This is a genomic window from Saccharothrix sp. S26 (assembly GCF_021390395.1).
Taxonomy (GTDB): domain Bacteria; phylum Actinomycetota; class Actinomycetes; order Mycobacteriales; family Pseudonocardiaceae; genus Actinosynnema.
Map to the genome: position 1 here is coordinate 72,699 of NZ_JAJUWT010000029.1, position 16,712 is coordinate 89,410.

Below are 16,712 nucleotides of genomic sequence, written 5' to 3' on the forward strand. Positions count from 1 at the left end.
CGATTGGTACGCTAAAACCTGACATCAATGTGAGAGGCAAGTCGTGCGGCCGACGTCACAACGGGAGGGTGCCTTGCGGATCGGTGAACTCGCGGTACGGACCGGGGTCAGCGTCCGCTCGCTGCGGTACTACGAGGAACAGGGGCTGCTCAGCAGCACCCGCAGCGCCGGCGGGCAGCGCCACTACGCCGAGCACGACGTCGAGCGGGTCGCGTTCGTGCAGCGCCTGTACGCCGCCGGGCTGTCCAGCCGCACGATCGCCGAACTGCTGCCGTGCGTCGACTCGCCCAGCGACGAGAACTCCGACGCCGCGATGGCGCGCATGGCCGAGGAACGCGAACGGCTCTCCGCGCACATCGACGAGCTGCTGCGCACGCGTGACGCGCTCGACGACCTGATGGCCACGGTTCGCGCGTACCGCGACGCCGGCCAAGTCGCGGTCTGACTACGGGTCGACCCGGTCCAGCGCCGCGCCGTCCCACGTGGTCTGCGTGCACGCCACGCCCCGGCCGTTCTTCGGGCGCAGCACGTCGTAGATGTGCATGCGGGGGATCTTGTCGGACACGCCCCAGCCGCTCGGCCAGGTGATCACCCAGTCCATGTCCAGGTCCACCAGCAGGCCCAGCATCCGGGCGATCGTCGGGTCGTCCAGCCGCTCGAACGCCTCGTCCAGCAGCACCAGCCGCAGCGGCTCGAACTCGCCGCTGACCGCGTCGTAGAACGACGCCGCCGCCGCGAACAGCGTCACGTACGAGATGAGCCGCGTCTCGCCCGACGACAGTTGGCGCAACCGGCGTTCGCGCGGGTTGCCGTCCGGGCCCGTGTCGGCCACCGTGACGGTGAACTGGTGCCACGTGCGGTAGTCCAGGGCGCGGGACAGGATCTCGGCGTAGTTGCCGGTGTGCGCGTCCCGTTCGGCTTCGATGCGTTCGGTGAACACGCGGCGCAGCGTGGCGTCCTGCTCGGGGGTGCGTTCCGCGTAGGGCAGGCGGACCAGCGCCAACGCGTCGCGCGTCTCCTCCTCCAACGCCGCCGACGGCTTCCACGCCAGCTTCACGTGCACGCCCTGGCTGGAGCGGGCCTTGCCGAGCACGTCGTTCATCCGCTTGCACAGGTCCTCGGCGACCGCGATCTGCCCGCGCAGCCACTCGGCCAGGTCGCGGATCAGGTAGTCGGCGAAGATGTTCTGGTACTGCTCGTCGAGGTAACCGCGCTGCTCGGCCAGTTTCGCGGTGACCTGGCGTGCGGCGACGGCGACCGGGCGGGCACCTTCCTCGCCGGTGACCGTGACGGTGAGCAGGCCGACGTGCTGCTCGGCGGCGATGTCGTGGCTGCCCGCCAGCGCCGTCTGCAGGGCCTGGAGCTTGGTGATCACCGTCGCCTCGCCCGCGCCGCGCCGGTCGGAGGCCATCAGCGCGGCGCGGACCGACGTGACGTCTTCGGGCACGTCCGGCAGCGCGGCCACGAGGATGCCCGGCGCCTGCACGGTGGCCTTGAAGTGCTCGGTCGCGCGGGTCAGGGCGTCCTTCGCGGCGGCGAGCTGCTCGGCCGAGGCCTCCAATTGGGCGGTGAGCTTGGCCGCCTGCTCGCGTGCCGACGCGACCTGCTCGCGCACACCCTTGAGCTCGGCGCGCATCTCCCGCCGTGAACGCTCCAAAGTGGACAGTTGGTCCGCGATCTCCTTGGCCTCGCCGCCGATCGCGTCGGACAATTCGGCCAACGTCGACGCCTGCGACGCGTAGTCGACGCACCGCGCCTGCGCGTCGGCCTCCGCCGCGACCCGATCCTCCACCGCCGCGTGGTACCGGTGCGCCGCGTCGGTCAGGTCGGCCACCGTGCTGCGGCACTGGCGGCGCAGCACGTCACCCAACCGATCGGCCGTGCGCTGCGCCTCGGCCGCCGCCTGTTGGGCCTGTTGCAGCCCGTCGGTGGTCGCGGGCAGCCCCGCGTCACCTGCCTGGCGCACCACTTCGGCCGCCGCCGCCTCACCGCGCGCCTGGGCGGTGGCCAGCTCCTCGCGCAACTCCTCCGCCCGCCGCGCGGCCCGGTCCGCGGACTCCTGCGCCGCCTGGAGCCGCCCGTGCCGGGCGACCAGCTCGCGGTCGGCCGGGAACCGGTCGAGGTGCCCCTCCCACCGCTCGACCGAGCCGTGCGCCTCGGCCACCTCCGCCTCGGCCACGCCCAGCTCGGCGCGCAGGGCGGCCAGCTCGTCCTCCAGCTCCGCGATCCGCCGGCGGCGGGCGGCCTCACGGGCACCCGCGCCGATGAACTCGGCCGCGTCCTTGTGCCACGCCCCCGCCAGCACGCCGGCCTGCCAGCGCCCGTCCGGCGACACCGCGAACGCGGCGGTCGGGGTGGTCGGGGTGGTCCCGTCCGCTGCGATGGCCGGGTTCGCGAGGGTGGCCGGGGTCGCGGGGGTGGCCGGGTCCGCAGGGGTGGCAGGGGTGGTGAGGGCGGCAGGGTCCGTGGGGGCCGCCGGGTCTGCGGGAGTTCCGGCGGCAGTCCCTGGGGGCGGGGTCAGGGTGTGCAGGGATACCGAGGCGAGCAGGTCGGCCACCAGGGTGGCGGGGACGGGGGAGTTCGGTTCGACGGCCGGGGTCAGGACGGTGGCCAGGGAGGGGCCTTGGGCTGGTGGGCCCGGGATGGCCAGGACGTCTTGGGGGGTGTTGGGGTGGACGGGGGTGGTTGAGGTCGGGCTGCTCGTTTTCAACCGAGGTGCGGTAACGGTGTTTCCGTACATTTCCAGGGCATGTTCACCCGATGGTGTCACCCAGGCGTCCAGGAGGCCCGAGGCTTCCAGGGCGGCTTCCAGGCCGGCGCGGGCGCGCTCCTCCACCGACGGGTGGAAGTCGACCAGGCGGTAGAACGGGGCACCTGACCCGGCGTCCCGGTCGGCGCCGGTGAAGCGGGTGCGGTCCGGGGTTTGGGCGGTGCCCGAGCGCAGGGCGGACAGTTCCGCGTCCAACGCGTTGATCCTGGTGGCCAGGTCGGCGCGGTGTTGGGTGGCGGTGTGGGCGTCGTCCCTGGCGGCGGTGACGAGGGGGCCCACCCAGTCGCGGGCGGTGGTGGTCAGGGAGCGGGCGGTGGCCGGGTCGACGGTGGTCGGCAGCGGCAGCGGGGTGTCGGGTCGGACGTCGGCCAACGGGCCCGAGGTGCGCCAGTCCTCGACGTCGGACAGCCACGTCTGGGCCACCTCGGCCAGTTCCTGCGCCTCCTGGTTGCGCAGGGCCGCCGCCTCGGTCGCGGCGTGCTGCGCGTCCCGGGCGGTCTGGCGCAGGGCGTCCACCTGCCGTTGCGCCGCATCCAACTCGGCGGCACGCGCGGCCAGCGCCAGGGCCAGCGCCCCGCGTTGCCGGGCGGCCGACGCGATCTCCGACGTCCGCTCCGCCACCGCCGACAAGGTCTCCTCGTCGACGCCGACCGGCGGCGGCACGCGGCGTTCGATCGGCAGCGGTTCGGCTTCCGGGTCCGGCTTGGCACGCACCGACTCCGTGCGCACCACGGCGTCCAAAGTGGACACCGCAGGCACGTCGGGCACCACGGCGGGCGACAGGCCGGCGGCACGCAGGTGGTGGCGCAGCGGCTCGGCCAGCTCCCGCGCCGAACCCAGGTCCTCGGCCAGCCGGCGCAGCAGCCGCAGCACGCCGTCGACCGCGCCGTCCTCCTGCAACCGCTGCTTGTTCGCCATGTCCAACGCCGCCACGGCCGACGAGCGCTTCTCCGCCACCAACTTCTCGCGCGTCTGCAAGTCCTGCAGGTCGCGGAACGCCGGCAGCTCCTTCAACGCCCCGATGGTCTCCTCGGCCTGCTGCTCACCGGCTTCCAACGACGTCAACGAGTGCTCCGCCGCCGCACGTGCCGACAGCGTCTCCTCCAACGACGCCGACAGCCGGGCCGACGCGCGCTCCAGCTTGCGCACCCCGTCCTCGGCCGCCCCCAGCGAGACCGCCGCCGCCCGCAACCCGCCGAACGCGTAGTCGGAGTAGGTCTTCAGGAACGTCCCGAGCGCCGCATCGGCCGACGACAGCCGCGTGATGTTCTCCCGGATCGACTCCAGGTCGTCGAACGACGTCGCCAACTGCTCGACCATCGCCTGGTCCAACGGCGGCAGCGCGTCGGACAGGATCTGCTCGAGCTGCCCTTCCAGCACCTTCAACCCGACGTCGGGGTTGCGCAGCGTCCGCTGGAGGTGCAGCAGGTCGCCGTACCGGGCGGCGGGCACGCCGTACACGGTCTCGGCGACGCGCGCCCGGAACGCCGCCTCCTCCAGCACGCGGTCCGCGCCGATCAGGTCGCGCAACTGCGCCGGACCCAGCGGCGTGCGGTCCGCGCCCACCAGCGCCAGCGAGTGACCCACCCGCAGCGGCGTGATGAACCGCCACGAGTCGGTGATCGCCTGCGAGGTCTTGGACGCCTTCACGCCCAACCCGCAGGTCAGGTACTCGTCGTCACCGCGGGTCAGCTCCACCCACGCGTACCCGATCCGGTTGGGGCCGCCGTCGTAGTCGTCGAGCATGAGCCGCCGCAACGACACCGTGTCGAAGCCCTTGGAGCCGACCTGCCGCAGGTCGCCGTCCAGGCACAGCGGCAGCAGCAGTTCCAGCGTGCGCGACTTGCCGGAGCCGTTGGTGCCCTGGAAGATCGCGCGCCCGCCGGAGAAGTCGAACGTCTGCTCGGTGTACTGCCAGATGTTGACGATGCCGCCCCTGTGCAGCCGCCACCTGTTCACGCGGTCTCCTCATCGAACAACGACCAGCTGGGCACGTCCGGCACGACGACCGGCTCCACTTCACGTTCCGGGTCGCCGTCCGGCGACGGCAGCCACCGGTGCGCGGCGGCGTTGAGCAGCCACCCATCCTCCGCCGCGACCGCCAACCCCATGCGGCGCAACAGCTCCAGCACCTCGTCGACCAGCCGGTCCAGGTCGTCGGTGAACTGCTTGGACCACGCGGCCGGGTAGTCCTCGACCAGCCGCGAGCACACCTCGCGCAGCTCCGCCCGGTCCACGGCGTGCCGTCCACCGGCAAGGGGGTCGGACTCCAGCAGCTCCGGCAGCGCCAGCAGCGCGATCCGCGCCACCGTGGACGTGCCGGGGAAGTACAGGTCGGTCAGGTAGTCCTCCGGGTCGGCCGCGAGCACGCCCTCGACCCGGCACTCGGTGTGCAGGCCGAAGCACGTCTCCAGCAACGCCGACTCCTTGCGCTGGTTGCGCCGCAACCACTCGGCCTGCTCGGGCGGCAGGTCCGCGTACAGCACGACGGGGTTCTCCACGAGCTTGCGCCGCACCGCGTGCTCCACCCCGCGCGGGCCGGGCCGGGCGGCCAGCTCCACCAGCCGCGACGGCGAGTCGGCCTCCGCCACCGGGCCGGTCAGCAACTGGCCGAGCAGGTCGGTGTCGATGGTGATCAACGCCTCGGCGTGCACGTCCACCGTGCCCTCGGTCTCGTGCAGCACGCCCAGCGACACCAGGTGCCGCAACGCCGCCGTCAACGCCCGCCGGTCGGCCACGTCGTCCACGACCGTCAGCCCGGCCTCCACCGCCGCCGCGCGGACGTCCGCGACCAGCCGCGACAGCAGCGTCTGCCGCCCGACGCCGGTGAGCACCGCCATGGTCAACGCCACGTAGGCGTACCCGCGCGGCGACATGCCGAGCACGCCGCGCGAGTCGTCCGCGCCCGGCCCGGACTTGTAGAGCCGCGCGAACCGCCGTTCCACCACGAGCCGGTAGCCCAGCAGCCGGGCGAACAGGTCCTGCAACGCCGCCCGGTGCCGGTAGACGAGCGTCAACAGCTCGCCGTCCGGCCCGTCGGCGCGCAGCAGCGGCCGCCGCAGCAGGGTGCGGGCGCAGCGCACCACGTTCGCCGCGTCGATCTCGGAGAGGTCGTCGAACATCAGTCGAGCACCAACGTCGAGTCGTGCAGCGTCAACGTCCCCGCCGCCGAGCGGATCCGGGTGGACTGCCCTCGGGAGTGCGCCACCGTCACGCGCAGCCCGCGCACCGGGTCGGTCGCCGAACCCGAGTCGGCCGCCGTGTCACGTTGCGCCATGGCCAGCGTGAGCAGCTCGCACAGCACCCCGAGCGCTTCGCCGGACAGCGTCGTCTCGGCCAGCCGGGGTGCGGCCGCCGCCAGCTCCGCCACCGACGCCGCCCGCCGCTCGTCCGCTTCGCGGGCCTCCGCCAGCAACGACTGCTCGGTCATCGGGTCGTCCAGGATCCTCGACGTCCGCCCCCGCGCGCCGCGATCACCGCGGCTGCGCACGCTGACCTGCACCTCGACCACCGGGCCGTCCCGCCACGGTGTGCGCTCGTTGTCGCTGTCGTGCTCCGGCGCGGGCGACACGTGCCGCGCCGAGTGCAGCCCGAACGCCGCCGCGTACAGCTCGTGCGCCTGCTCCCGCGTGCCCGAGTCGAACCACGCGGCCAGCTTGAGCAGCTCGGCGCGCCGGCTCGGCAGCAGCCCGCCGCCCGAGGTCGCCCGCTTCACGCTCGCCAGCAGCGACCCGATCGCGCGTGCCGTGGCCTCGCGCAGCGCGGTCACCTGGCTCGGCCGACCCGGCCGGTCCACGAACCAGTCGGTCAGCTCCTGCCAGTCCTCCGGCGACCGGCCGCGGGCCCGTTCGACCTGGTCGCCGAGGTCGGCGCGGCCCAGCAGGCGCAGCAGCTCCGAGCGCGCGGAGTTCACCCGGGCCAGGGCGTCGGCGATGGCCGGGGTGTGCCGCAGCACGTCCTCCACGACCATCTGGATGTACTCGACCAGCAGGTTGCGGAACCCGGAGATCTCCTCCGGCGCGAGGTGGTGCCGCGTCACGACCTGGCCCAGGTAGGCGTAGAAGTCGCGCACGGTCGCGGCCAGCTCGGCGTGCTGGAGGAACAGCGTGGTGACCTGCTCGGCCAGCACCTCGCGGCTGCGGGGCGCGCCGCTGATCAACGCCTCCGACAGCGACTGGCCCAGCCGGTCCAGGCCGCGTTCCACGGCGGGCAGCAGCTCCCGCGACACCTCCCGCGCGCCCTCGGGCACGCGCAGCAGCTCGTCCACGTCCCGCTGCACCCGGACGGCGAGCTTGCTGACCTGGTAGCGGACGCTGCCGTGCTGGAACTCGGCGATGCTGGAGGCCACCACCTCGCGCCTGCCCTGCACCAGGTTGCCCCACTCGACGAGCTGCCGCAGCCGGTTGATCACGTTCTCGATGCGCGACTCGCCCGGCTCGACCCGGCCCTCGCGCTCCGCGCCCGCCAGCGCGCCCGCGACCTCGCCCGCGGACAGGTCGGCCAGCAGCGTGGACGTGAACAACCGCATGATCGCCAGGTACGTGCGCTGGTGATCGCGGGCGTCCAAGTACGCGTAGAGCTTGAGGCGGCCGGCTGGTTCCACGGTGCGCCACCCTAGTGCGGCGGTCCGACACGTGCGGGCTACCGTGCCCCGTGTGAGTCTGGGGCGCGCGGTGGGGTTGGTGCTGGGCGTGGCCGCTGACGCGGTGTTCGGCGACCCCAAGAGGTATCACCCGGTAGCGGGATTCGGACGTGCGGCGGCGGCGCTGGAGCGCAAGCTGTACCGCGACCACCAGGTGGGCGGCGTGGCGCACACGGCCGTCCTCGTCGGCGGCACGGTCCTCGCCGGCGCCGCGGTGGAACGGCTCGGCAGGCGCAGCCCGGTGGTGCAGGCCCTGACCACGGCCGCGGCCACGTGGGTGGTGCTCGGCGGGTCGTCGCTGGCCGACGAGGGCACCGCGATGGGCCGCGAACTGGACGGCGGCGACCTCGAAGCGGCGCGCAATCGCTTGCCCAACCTGTGCGGGCGCGAGCCGCGCAAGCTCGACACGATGGGCCTGGCCAAGGCGACCGTCGAGTCCGTGGCGGAGAACACGTCCGACGCCGTCGTCGCGCCGCTGTTCTGGGGCGCGGTCGCGGGCGTGCCGGGGCTGCTCGGCTACCGCGCGGCGAACACCCTCGACGCCATGGTCGGCCACCGCAACGAGCGGTACCGGCGGTTCGGCTGGGCCGCGGCACGCCTGGACGACGTGGCGAACCTGCTGCCCTCGCGGCTGGCCGCGCTGCTCACGGCGGCGGGCGCGCCGGTCGTCGGCGGCTCGGCGGGCGAGGCGTGGCGGACGTGGCGGCGGGACGCGGCGGCGCACCCGAGCCCCAACGCGGGCCAGGTCGAGGCGGCGTTCGCGGGTGCGTTGGAGGTGCGGCTGGGCGGCCGCACGGTGTACGCGCACGGCGCGGAGGACCGGCCGGTGCTCGGGCACGGCCGCAACCCCGACGCCGGTCACGTGACGCGGGCGGTGGAGCTGTCGCGGGTGGTCGGCGCGTCGGCGGCGGCCGTGACCGCGGTCATCGCGCTGGCGCGGCCTCGTCTTCGGCGAGTTGCTCGGCGACGGACTTCCGCTTGACCTTGGTCGTGCCCGCGTCCTCGCGCAGCGCGCCGCCGGGCCAGACCTCGCGGACGGTGAAGTACAGCCAGCCGCCCAGCGCCATGGCGCCGAACGCGATCCACTGCAACGCGTAGGAGAAGAACGGGCCGGCGTCGAGCTTCGGCAGCGGCAGGGCCTCGGTCACGCCCGGCTGGCCCTCGGTGAGCTGGAAGTACCCGGGTCGCAGGTCGAGCCCGGCGGCCCGGCCGACCACGGCCGAGTTCACCGAGTACACCTGGCGGTGCTGGTCCTCCTGGAACGCGTCACGGGTGTCGGACTCGTCGCGGCGAGCCAGTGCGACGAGCGTCACCTCGCCGGTCGGCACGGGGTCGAGGTCGGGCACCTTGATGCCGTTGACCGGCCGCACGTACCCCCGGTCGACCAGCACGACCGTGCCGTCGACCAGCCGGAACGGCGTCAGCACCTCGAACGCGGCCTCGCCCTGCACGGTCCGCAGCCGCGCCACCGCCTGCCCCTCGGGCAGGTAGCGGCCGGTCAGCGTCACGCGCCGCCACTCGACCTCGGCGTTGGGCCGGTCGAGCAGCGTGGTCACGGGCACCGGGTCGGTCCGCAGGGACGACGTGACCGCGTTGTTCTGGGCCTCGCGCTCGGTGTCGCGGTCGAACTGCCACGGGGCGAGCAGCGTGAAGCACGCGCCCGCGAACACCCACACCGCCAGCGTCAACGCCAGCCAGCCGGGCTGCAACAGGAACCTCAACCGCACGTGACCACGGTAAGCCCTGCGCCGTTGTGACCCGCACCCGGCCGAAGCGGGCGGGCGGGCACCGCGGTCACGACGGCAGCGAACGGGCCGCGGCCAGCGCCTGTCGGGCATAGCCGCGACCGAACAGCACGGCGTGCACGAGCAGCGGGAACAGCTGGTGCAGCGGCACCCGGTCGCGCCACCCGTCGGCCAGCGGCGCGGCCTCGTCGTAGGCGGCGAGGACGCGGTCGAGGTGGGGGCAGCCGAACAGGGCGAGCATGGCCAGGTCGCTCTCCCGGTGCCCGCCGTGGGCGGCCGGGTCGATGAGCCACGCGCGGCCGTCGGCGGCCCAGTGCACGTTGCCGTTCCACAGGTCGCCGTGCAGGCGGGCGGGCGGCTCGTCCGGGGCGTCCACCCGCACGCCCTCGATGGTGCGCGCCTCGGCGGCGGTCAACGCGCCCGCGTCCACGGCGAGCCGGGTGTAGTAGGCGATCCGGTCCCGGGCGAACCACTCGGACCAGTGCTCCGCGGGGACGTTGGGCAGGGGTGCGAGGCCGATCGACGCGTCAGCCGGCCCACCGGGTGGCGGTGCGCCGAACGCGGGTGCGCCGGTCGCGTGCAGCGCGGCGAGCCGTCGCCCGAACTCCTCGGCCGCCCGCGGCGACGGCCGGCCCGGCTCGACCCGGTCGATCGCGAGCCACGGCCCGTCGTGCCCGCGCAGCCCCGGCACCGGCGGGCCCGCGGGGTCGACCAACCACGCCAGCGACGCGGCCTCGGCCAAGGCCGCGCCCGGCTCGTCGTGCCGCTTGACGACCACGGTGCCACCGTCGGCCAGCCCGACCTCCCACACCGCGCCGCCGAGCCGCCGCACCCCGGTCGCGGGCGTCCCGGTCAGCCGCCGTGCCGCCTCCGCCGGTGTCACAGCCGTTCGCGCACCCACGCCAGCAGGCCGGGCACGGCGGCCTCCACCATCTCCACCACGCGGTCGAAGCCCGCCTTGTCGCCGTAGTACGGGTCGGGCACGTCCACGCCGTCCGCGTCGGGGTCGAACGAGCGCAGCAGCCGGACCCGCTCCGGGTCGGCGACCATCCGCCGCAGCGACCGCGCGTGCCCGGAGTCCAGCGCCACCAGCAGGTCGGCGTCGAGGTGGTTCTCGCCGACCTGGGCGGCCACGTGCTCGGTCGGGTAGCCGTTGTCGGCCAACGACTTCGCCGCGCGCGGGTCGGCCGGGTCGCCCACGTGCCAGCCGCCGGTGCCCGCGCTGGTCACCTCCACGAGGTCACCCAGCCCGGCCCGGCGCAGGTGCTCGCGGAATATGATCGCGGCCACGGGGGAGCGGCAGATGTTGCCGGTGCAGATGAACGAGACGGTCAGCGCCACGGCGGGTCAGTCTGCCACCCGGTTCGCGTTGGGGGTCTGAGGCAATGTCCGGGGTCGTGGTCGGTGTCGTCGTGCTGCTCGCCGTCGTGGCGGTGGCCGGGGTGGTGGTCGTGCTGCGCCGCCGGTCGTGGCCCGAGACGCCCGCGTTCGCCCGGCCGCGGCCCGTGACCTCGCCCGGCGGGCTGGTCCCCGACCCCAACGCCGGATTCTTCACGCACCGCCGTTTCGCGTTCCGGAAAAGGCATTTCTTCGTCGGCACGGGGTGCCCGCCGGTGCTGGTCGCGGATTTTTCGTCACTCGACGTGTTGCGTCGGGAACAGCCTGTGCGCATTGCCCGTTACGGCATTCGGGTGTGGTGGTGGTTCGGGGACGAGTTCTACCGCGAAGCGGTCGGTCTGGGTGCCGACGACGTGCGAGCATGGGTGCGTGAGCGGGAGCGGAAGCGCCTGGCCCGCCAGGACCGGGCCCGCCTGCTCTCGGCGGTGGAAGAGAGCCTGCGAAAGCGTGATAACGAGTAACGGAACGGCCCGCAATTCCGACGCCAATGCAGTGGGGAATGTGTCGGGAAGGAATGTGGATGACGCGCACACGTGGCGTGCGACGGGTTCGCCGGGAGATCGGCGACGCGTGGTGACCGAACCGTCGCTCTGCCGGGCCGGCAGGTATGAGGCCCCCTCGCCCGCGCACCTGGTGCTGAGCCTCGCGCTGCTGTTCTTCGCCGTGGCCGTCTCGATGCTCTAGCCGTCTCAGCGGCCTCTCAGGTCCGTCGCGGGACGATCACCAGGTGTCCACAGCGCAGTCGAACCAGCCGCAGTCGACCATGCCGACCATGCCGGCGCTCGCCCTCGCGCTGCCGAGGGTCGAGGACGAGATCCGGGCCTTGGCGACGTCGTCGTCGCTGCCGATCGTGAACGACTTCTCCGGCCGCATCACCGCGGCCGGCGGCAAGCGGCTGCGCTCGGTGCTGGTCCTGGCCGGCTCGCTGGCCGTGTCCGGCGAGATCACCGACAAGGCGGTCACCGCCGCCGCCTGCGTCGAGCTGCTGCACGCCGGCTCGCTCGTGCACGACGACCTGATGGACAACGCCGAGGAACGGCGCGGCGTGCGCACGGTCAACGCGGACTGGGGCACGGGCCCCGCCGTCCTGGTGGGCGACTTCATGCTGGCCCGCGCGAGCCAGGCGGCGCTGGACCGGATCTCGCCGTTCGCCGCGAGCAGGCTCGCCCAGGCCGTGACCGACCTGGTCGAGGGTCAGGTGCTGGAGGTCGTGGACCTCTACGACGTCCACCGCAGCCCGGACAACGCCCTGCGGTCCATCGAGCTGAAGACCGGCGCGTTGTTCGAGGTCGGCTGCGTGCTGGCGGCGCACTGCGCTGACGCCGACGAGGCCACCACGGCCGCCATGGCCCGGTTCGGCGCGTTGTTCGGGCTGATGTTCCAGATCCTGGACGACCTGCTGGACCTCGCGTCCACCTCGCAGCGGCTGGGCAAGCCGGTCGGCAACGACATCCGCCAGGGCGTCTACACGTTCCCGCTGCTGCGGGCGTTGACCGACGACCAGCGCGCGTTCCTCGCGCGACGCGGCCGTGAGCTGACCGACGCGGAGCTGGCCGGGCTGCTGGCGCGACTGCGGCAGACCAGCCTGGTCGCCGACACCGTCGAGCACTGCACGGCGCTGGCGGCGCAGGCGGCGCGCGCGTTGCCCGACCTGCCCGAGTCCGAGGCGTTGGGCATCCTGCGCGAGCTGCCGGCGGCCTACCTCGACTGGGCTTGCTCCCAGATGGGGTAGAGCGCGGGTCCGCTGCCGCAGATCGCCTAGACTCGCGCCGATGACCAGCCAGGATCCCGGCCGGGCGCTGCTGCGCCACCACGGGGACGTCGACGCCGCGCCCGGACTCGCGGACTTCGCGGTGAACGTGCGGGTGCCCGCGCCCCCGCCGTGGCTGCGGGACCGGCTGGCCGCCGCCCTCGACGACCTCGGCTCCTACCCGGCCGCCGCCGCCGACGAACGCGCCCGCGCCGCCGTCGCCGCCAGGCACGGCCGCGACCCCGACGAGGTGCTGATCCTCAACGGGGCCGCGGAGGGCTTCGCGCTGCTGCCGAACCTGCACCCCGCCCTGGCCGCGGTGGTGCACCCGTCGTTCACCGAGCCGGAGGTGGCGTTGCGGGACGCGGGCGTGCCCGTGCAGCGGGTGCCGCTGTGGCCCGAGGACGGCTACGGGCTGCGGCCGGACCTGGTGCCCGACGAGGCCGACCTGGTCGTGCTGGGCAACCCGACCAACCCGACGTCCGTGCTGCACCCGGCCGAGGTCGTGGCGTCGCTGAGCAGGCCCGGCCGGGTGCTGGTGGTGGACGAGGCGTTCGCCGACACCGTGCCCGGCGAGCCGGAGTCGCTGGCCGGACGCGCCGACGTGCCCGGGTTGCTGGTGCTGCGCAGCCTGACCAAGACGTGGGGCCTGGCGGGCCTGCGCGCGGGCTACCTGCTCGGTGCGCCCGAGCTGCTGGCCCGGCTCGCGCTGCCCCGGCCGCAGTGGCCGGTGGGCAGCCTGGTGCTGGAGGCCGTCACGGCGTGCTGCGAGCCGTCGGCGGTGGCCCAGGCCGAGGCGCTGGCGCGGCAGGCCCGTGAGCACACCGCGCACGCCGTGGCCCGGCTGGGTGACCTGGTGGTCGTGCCGCCGGACGCGCCGTTCGTGCTGCTGCGCGTGCCGCAGGGGCCGCGGGTGCGGCAGGCGTTGCGGGACAAGGGGATCGCGGTGCGGCGCGGTGACACGTTCCCCGGCCTGACCCCGGACCACATCAGGGTCGCCGTCCGCGCGCCGGAGGAGTTCGCGCTGCTGGTGGACGCGCTGCGAGTCGTGCTGGAGGAGCTGTGACCACGCTGGGGGACGTGCTGGCCGCCCTGGAGGCCGCCTACCCGCCCGCGACCGCCGAGTCCTGGGACGCCGTCGGCCTGGTCTGCGGCGACCGCGCCGAACCGGTGTCGAAGGTGCTGTTCTGCGTCGACCCGCTGGAGTCCACAGTGGACGAGGCGCTGGAGGTGGGCGCGCAGCTCGTCGTCGCGCACCACCCGCTGATGCTGCGCGGCGTCACGGGCGTGCCGGCCGACGACCCGAAGGGCGGGCTGGTGCACCGGCTCATCCGCGCGGGCGTCGCCCTCTACACCGCCCACACCAACGCCGACGTGGCCAACCCCGGCGTGTCGGACGCCCTGGCCGAGGCGATCGGCCTGCGCGTGACCGGTCCGCTCGTGCCCGCCGACCACGACCCCGCCACCGGCACCGGCCGGATCGGCGAGCTGGACCGCCCCGAACCGCTGCGCGACTTCGCCCGCCGCGTCGCCGACGCCCTGCCCGCGACGGCGTGGGGCGTGCGGGCGGCGGGTGAGCCGGACCGGCCGATCCGGCGGGTCGCGGTGTGCGGCGGCGCCGGCGACAGCTACCTGTCCGCCGCGGCACGCGCGGGTGTGGACGCCTACGTCACGGCGGACCTGCGCCACCACCCGGCGGGCGAGCACCTGGCCGCGGGCGGCCCGGCGTTGGTCGACGTGGCGCACTGGGCCAGTGAGCAGCCGTGGTGCGGACAGGCGGCGCACGTCGTGCGCGCCGCCTTCGGCGGTACGGTCGAAGTCCTCGTCTCGACCCGCCGGACCGATCCGTGGACCGTGGGCGTGACGAGCCGAACAGGAGGACCTCAGTGAAAGCCGATCCCGCCGTGCAGCGCAGGCTGCTCGACCTCGCCCGGGTCGACGCCGAGCTGTCGCGCGTCACCCATCGGCGCCGCACGCTGCCCGAGATCGCGGAGATCGCCGAGGCGGAGAAGCAGCTCCGCGCCAAGCAGGACGCGCTGACCACGATCGAGACGACGCTGGGCGACCTCAACCGCGAGGTCAAGCGGCAGGAGACCGAGATCGACCAGGTCCGCGCCCGCGAGGAACGCGACCGCAAGCTGCTCCAGGGCGGTTCGGTGGGCGCGAAGCAGCTCACCGACCTGGAGCACGAGCTGGCCACCCTCGGCCGCCGTCGTGGCGCGCTGGAGGACGACCTGCTGGAGCTGATGGAGCGCCGCGAGGCCGTCGAGGCCGACATCCAGCACGCCCGCGTCGAGCTGGACAAGGCGCAGGAGGCGATGTCGGACGCGGCACGCCGACGGGACGGCGCGCTGGCCGACCTGGAGTCGACCGAGGCCAAGCGCACCGCCGAGCGCAAGGCCATGACCGGCCAGTTCCCCGAGCCGCTGCTCGCGCTCTACGACCGGGTGCGCACGCACAAGGGCATCGGCGCGGCGCTGTTGCAGTCGCGGCGCTGCGGCGCGTGCCGCATCGAGCTGGACCGCAGCGCGATCGCGCACGTCAAGGAGTCGGCGGCGGACGAGGTCGTGCAGTGCGAGGAGTGCGGCGCGATCATGGTGCGCACCGGGGAATCTGGGCTGTGAGGGTCGTCGTCGAGGCCGACGGCGGCTCGCGCGGCAACCCCGGGCCCGCCGGGTACGGGGCCGTGGTGCTGGACGCGTCGGGCGAGGTGCTGGCCGAGCGGTCGGCCGGCATCGGCGTGGCCACCAACAACGTCGCCGAGTACCAGGGGCTCATCGCCGGGTTGCGGGCGGCGGCGGAGCTGGGCGCGTCGGTGGTCGACGTGCGGATGGACTCCAAGCTCGTGGTCGAGCAGATGTCCGGCCGGTGGAAGGTCAAGCACCCGTCCATGCAGCCGCTGGTCGCGCAGGCGCGGGAGGTGGCGCGCTCGTTCGACCGGGTCGCCTACGAGTGGATCCCGCGCGAGCGCAACCAGCGGGCCGACCGGCTGGCGAACCTGGCGATGGACGAGCAGGCGGCCGGCCCGAAGCCGAACCGAACGCCGGAACCGGTCGCGTCGGCCCGGCCGGAGCAAGGTGTGCTGGACCTGACTCAGCCGGAGCAGGCCGAGCCGAAGCTCGCCCAGCCGCGGCAGCCGGATGGGGCGACCCAGTCGCCCGTGTCGTGGACCGGCGCGGTCGGTGAGCCGACTCGCTTGTACCTGGTGCGCCACGGCCAGACGGAGCTGTCCGTCGCCCGCCGCTACTCCGGGCGCGGCAACCCGCCCCTCACCGACGTCGGCCGGGGGCAGGCCGAGGCGGCGGCGCGGCGGTTGGCGAAGGTCGAGGGCCTGACGGCGGTCGTGTCGTCGCCGTTGGGGCGGGCGCGGGAGACGGCGCGGGCCGTCGCGGCGGCCACCGGGGCCGAGCTGTCGTGGGACGACGACCTGATCGAGACCGACTTCGGCGCGTGGGAGGGCCTCACCTTCACCGAGGCCGCCCGGCGCGACCCCGACGTGCACCGGCGGTGGCTGGGCGACCCGTCCGTGCCCGCGCCCGGCGGCGAGAGCTTCGACCAGGTGCACCAGCGGGTGCGGCGGGCGCGTGACGCGATCCTGTCCCGCTTCGGCGGCGGGAACGTCGTCGTGGTCAGCCACGTCACGCCGATCAAGTGCCTGCTGCGGATGGCGCTGGACGTCGGCCCGTCACTGCTGTTCCGGCTGCACCTCGACCTCGCGTCGCTGTCGGTGGTCGAGTTCTACCCCGACGGCCTGGCGTCCGTGCGGCTGGTCAACGACACCTCGCACCTGACCTAGCCGGCGGGCCGCAGCCGGGTGCGCTCGCGCCGGAACCGGGCGTCCTCGACGGCCAGCGCGAACCGGTCCACCGCGCCGCGAATCGCCGCGGCGGCTTTCGGCGCGATGACCGCGCCCTCGATGTCCGGGTCGAGCACGAATTCGCCGCGCAGCACCGAGTCCGCGCCTTTGCTGGCGAGCAGGGGGTTCAACGCGTAGTCCATCGCCACCAGGAAACCCTGGCTGCCGCCCGTGGCCAGCGGCAGGATCACCCGGCCGCGCAGCGCTTTCTTCGGCAGCAGGTCGACCAGGGCCTTCACCAGCCCGCTGTAGGCCGCGCGGTAGACCGGGCTGGCGACCACGATCCCGTCCGCGCGCAGCACGGCGGCCACCGCGTCACCGATCTCCGGGTCCCGCAGGTCCTCGGTGAGCAGCGGCAACGTCGGCAGTTGCCGCACGTGCAGGGTCCGCACGTCGTACCCGGCGTCGAGCAGCAGCGCTTCGACGTACGAGACGAGGATGCCGGTCCGGGACGCGGGCGACGGGCCGCCGGAAATCATCAGAATGGAGGACATGGGTCGCTGACACCTTTCACGAAAAGGCTCGGAGTGCGAGGTAAAAACTGTCAGCGA

Annotated in this window: 15 protein-coding genes; 8 read left to right on the forward strand and 7 right to left on the reverse strand. The window is 74.0% G+C overall.

Features of this window, described 5'->3' with window-relative positions; genetic code table 11:
* The first annotated feature begins 73 nt into the window (after nt 1-73).
* Nucleotides 74-445, forward strand: coding sequence for a MerR family transcriptional regulator (locus LZG04_RS36830; protein ID WP_233826099.1), 372 nt, complete (start codon nt 74-76; stop codon nt 443-445).
* Here LZG04_RS36830 and LZG04_RS36835 read toward each other — a convergent pair whose 3' ends face one another.
* Genes LZG04_RS36835 through LZG04_RS36845 form a run of 3 tightly spaced genes read right to left on the reverse strand, consistent with a single transcriptional unit; the run spans nt 446 to nt 7,373 of the window.
* Nucleotides 446-4,729, reverse strand: a complete 4,284-nt coding sequence (locus LZG04_RS36835) for an SbcC/MukB-like Walker B domain-containing protein (RefSeq protein ID WP_233826101.1) — start codon at nt 4,727-4,729, stop codon at nt 446-448. It lies immediately after the preceding gene.
* Nucleotides 4,726-5,892, reverse strand: a complete 1,167-nt coding sequence (locus tag LZG04_RS36840; RefSeq protein ID WP_233826103.1) for a TIGR02678 family protein — start codon at nt 5,890-5,892, stop codon at nt 4,726-4,728. The genes LZG04_RS36835 and LZG04_RS36840 overlap by 4 nt, the downstream gene beginning before the upstream one ends.
* Entirely contained in the window at nt 5,892-7,373 is a 1,482-nt protein-coding gene (locus tag LZG04_RS36845) for a DUF2397 domain-containing protein (protein ID WP_233826105.1), read from the reverse strand. Before LZG04_RS36845 ends, LZG04_RS36840 begins: the two co-directional genes overlap by 1 nt.
* A 52-nt stretch (nt 7,374-7,425) precedes the next feature.
* Between LZG04_RS36845 and LZG04_RS36850 the strand changes: the two genes are divergently transcribed.
* Nucleotides 7,426-8,394, forward strand: coding sequence for a cobalamin biosynthesis protein (locus tag LZG04_RS36850; protein WP_233826107.1), 969 nt, complete (start codon nt 7,426-7,428; stop codon nt 8,392-8,394).
* On the opposite strand, the gene LZG04_RS36855 is transcribed toward LZG04_RS36850, so the two are convergent.
* From LZG04_RS36855 to LZG04_RS36865, 3 genes are all read right to left on the reverse strand, one after another.
* Entirely contained in the window at nt 8,336-9,139 is an 804-nt protein-coding gene (locus LZG04_RS36855; protein ID WP_233826108.1) for an SURF1 family protein, read from the reverse strand. The two genes, LZG04_RS36850 and LZG04_RS36855, sit on opposite strands and share 59 nt — an antisense overlap.
* A gap of 67 nt (nt 9,140-9,206) precedes the next feature.
* Complete coding sequence (locus LZG04_RS36860; RefSeq protein WP_233826110.1) at nt 9,207-10,040, reverse strand: fructosamine kinase family protein; 834 nt, start codon at nt 10,038-10,040, stop codon at nt 9,207-9,209.
* Nucleotides 10,037-10,492, reverse strand: coding sequence for a low molecular weight protein-tyrosine-phosphatase (locus LZG04_RS36865; RefSeq protein ID WP_233826181.1), 456 nt, complete (start codon nt 10,490-10,492; stop codon nt 10,037-10,039). The genes LZG04_RS36860 and LZG04_RS36865 overlap by 4 nt, the downstream gene beginning before the upstream one ends.
* Before the next feature lie 62 nt (nt 10,493-10,554).
* Here LZG04_RS36865 and LZG04_RS36870 point away from each other — a divergent pair, with 62 nt between their 5' ends.
* The 6 genes from LZG04_RS36870 to LZG04_RS36895 all read left to right on the forward strand — a co-directional run bounded on the left by LZG04_RS36870 (nt 10,555) and on the right by LZG04_RS36895 (nt 16,101).
* A complete protein-coding gene (locus LZG04_RS36870; protein WP_233826112.1) occupies nt 10,555-11,016 on the forward strand; it encodes a hypothetical protein in 462 nt (153 codons plus the stop codon).
* A 266-nt stretch (nt 11,017-11,282) separates the two neighbouring features.
* Nucleotides 11,283-12,287 carry a polyprenyl synthetase family protein gene (locus LZG04_RS36875; protein ID WP_233826114.1) on the forward strand — a complete coding sequence of 335 codons (1,005 nt, stop codon included), beginning with the start codon at nt 11,283-11,285 and terminating at the stop codon, nt 12,285-12,287.
* Nucleotides 12,288-12,327: 40 nt separating this feature from the next.
* Complete coding sequence (gene cobC / locus LZG04_RS36880; RefSeq protein ID WP_233826115.1) at nt 12,328-13,371, forward strand: Rv2231c family pyridoxal phosphate-dependent protein CobC; 1,044 nt, start codon at nt 12,328-12,330, stop codon at nt 13,369-13,371.
* Nucleotides 13,368-14,195: a Nif3-like dinuclear metal center hexameric protein gene (locus tag LZG04_RS36885; RefSeq protein ID WP_233826116.1), complete on the forward strand. Its 828-nt coding sequence runs from the start codon at nt 13,368-13,370 to the stop codon at nt 14,193-14,195. Before cobC ends, LZG04_RS36885 begins: the two co-directional genes overlap by 4 nt.
* A complete protein-coding gene (locus LZG04_RS36890; RefSeq protein ID WP_233826118.1) occupies nt 14,192-14,929 on the forward strand; it encodes a zinc ribbon domain-containing protein in 738 nt (245 codons plus the stop codon). The genes LZG04_RS36885 and LZG04_RS36890 overlap by 4 nt, the downstream gene beginning before the upstream one ends.
* Nucleotides 14,926-16,101 (forward strand): bifunctional RNase H/acid phosphatase, encoded by a 1,176-nt coding sequence (locus LZG04_RS36895; protein WP_233826119.1) that lies wholly within the window; start codon nt 14,926-14,928, stop codon nt 16,099-16,101. Before LZG04_RS36890 ends, LZG04_RS36895 begins: the two co-directional genes overlap by 4 nt.
* Here LZG04_RS36895 and LZG04_RS36900 read toward each other — a convergent pair.
* Entirely contained in the window at nt 16,098-16,655 is a 558-nt protein-coding gene (locus tag LZG04_RS36900; RefSeq protein WP_233826121.1) for an NAD(P)H-dependent oxidoreductase, read from the reverse strand. The two genes, LZG04_RS36895 and LZG04_RS36900, sit on opposite strands and share 4 nt — an antisense overlap.
* Nucleotides 16,656-16,712 lie beyond the last annotated feature (57 nt).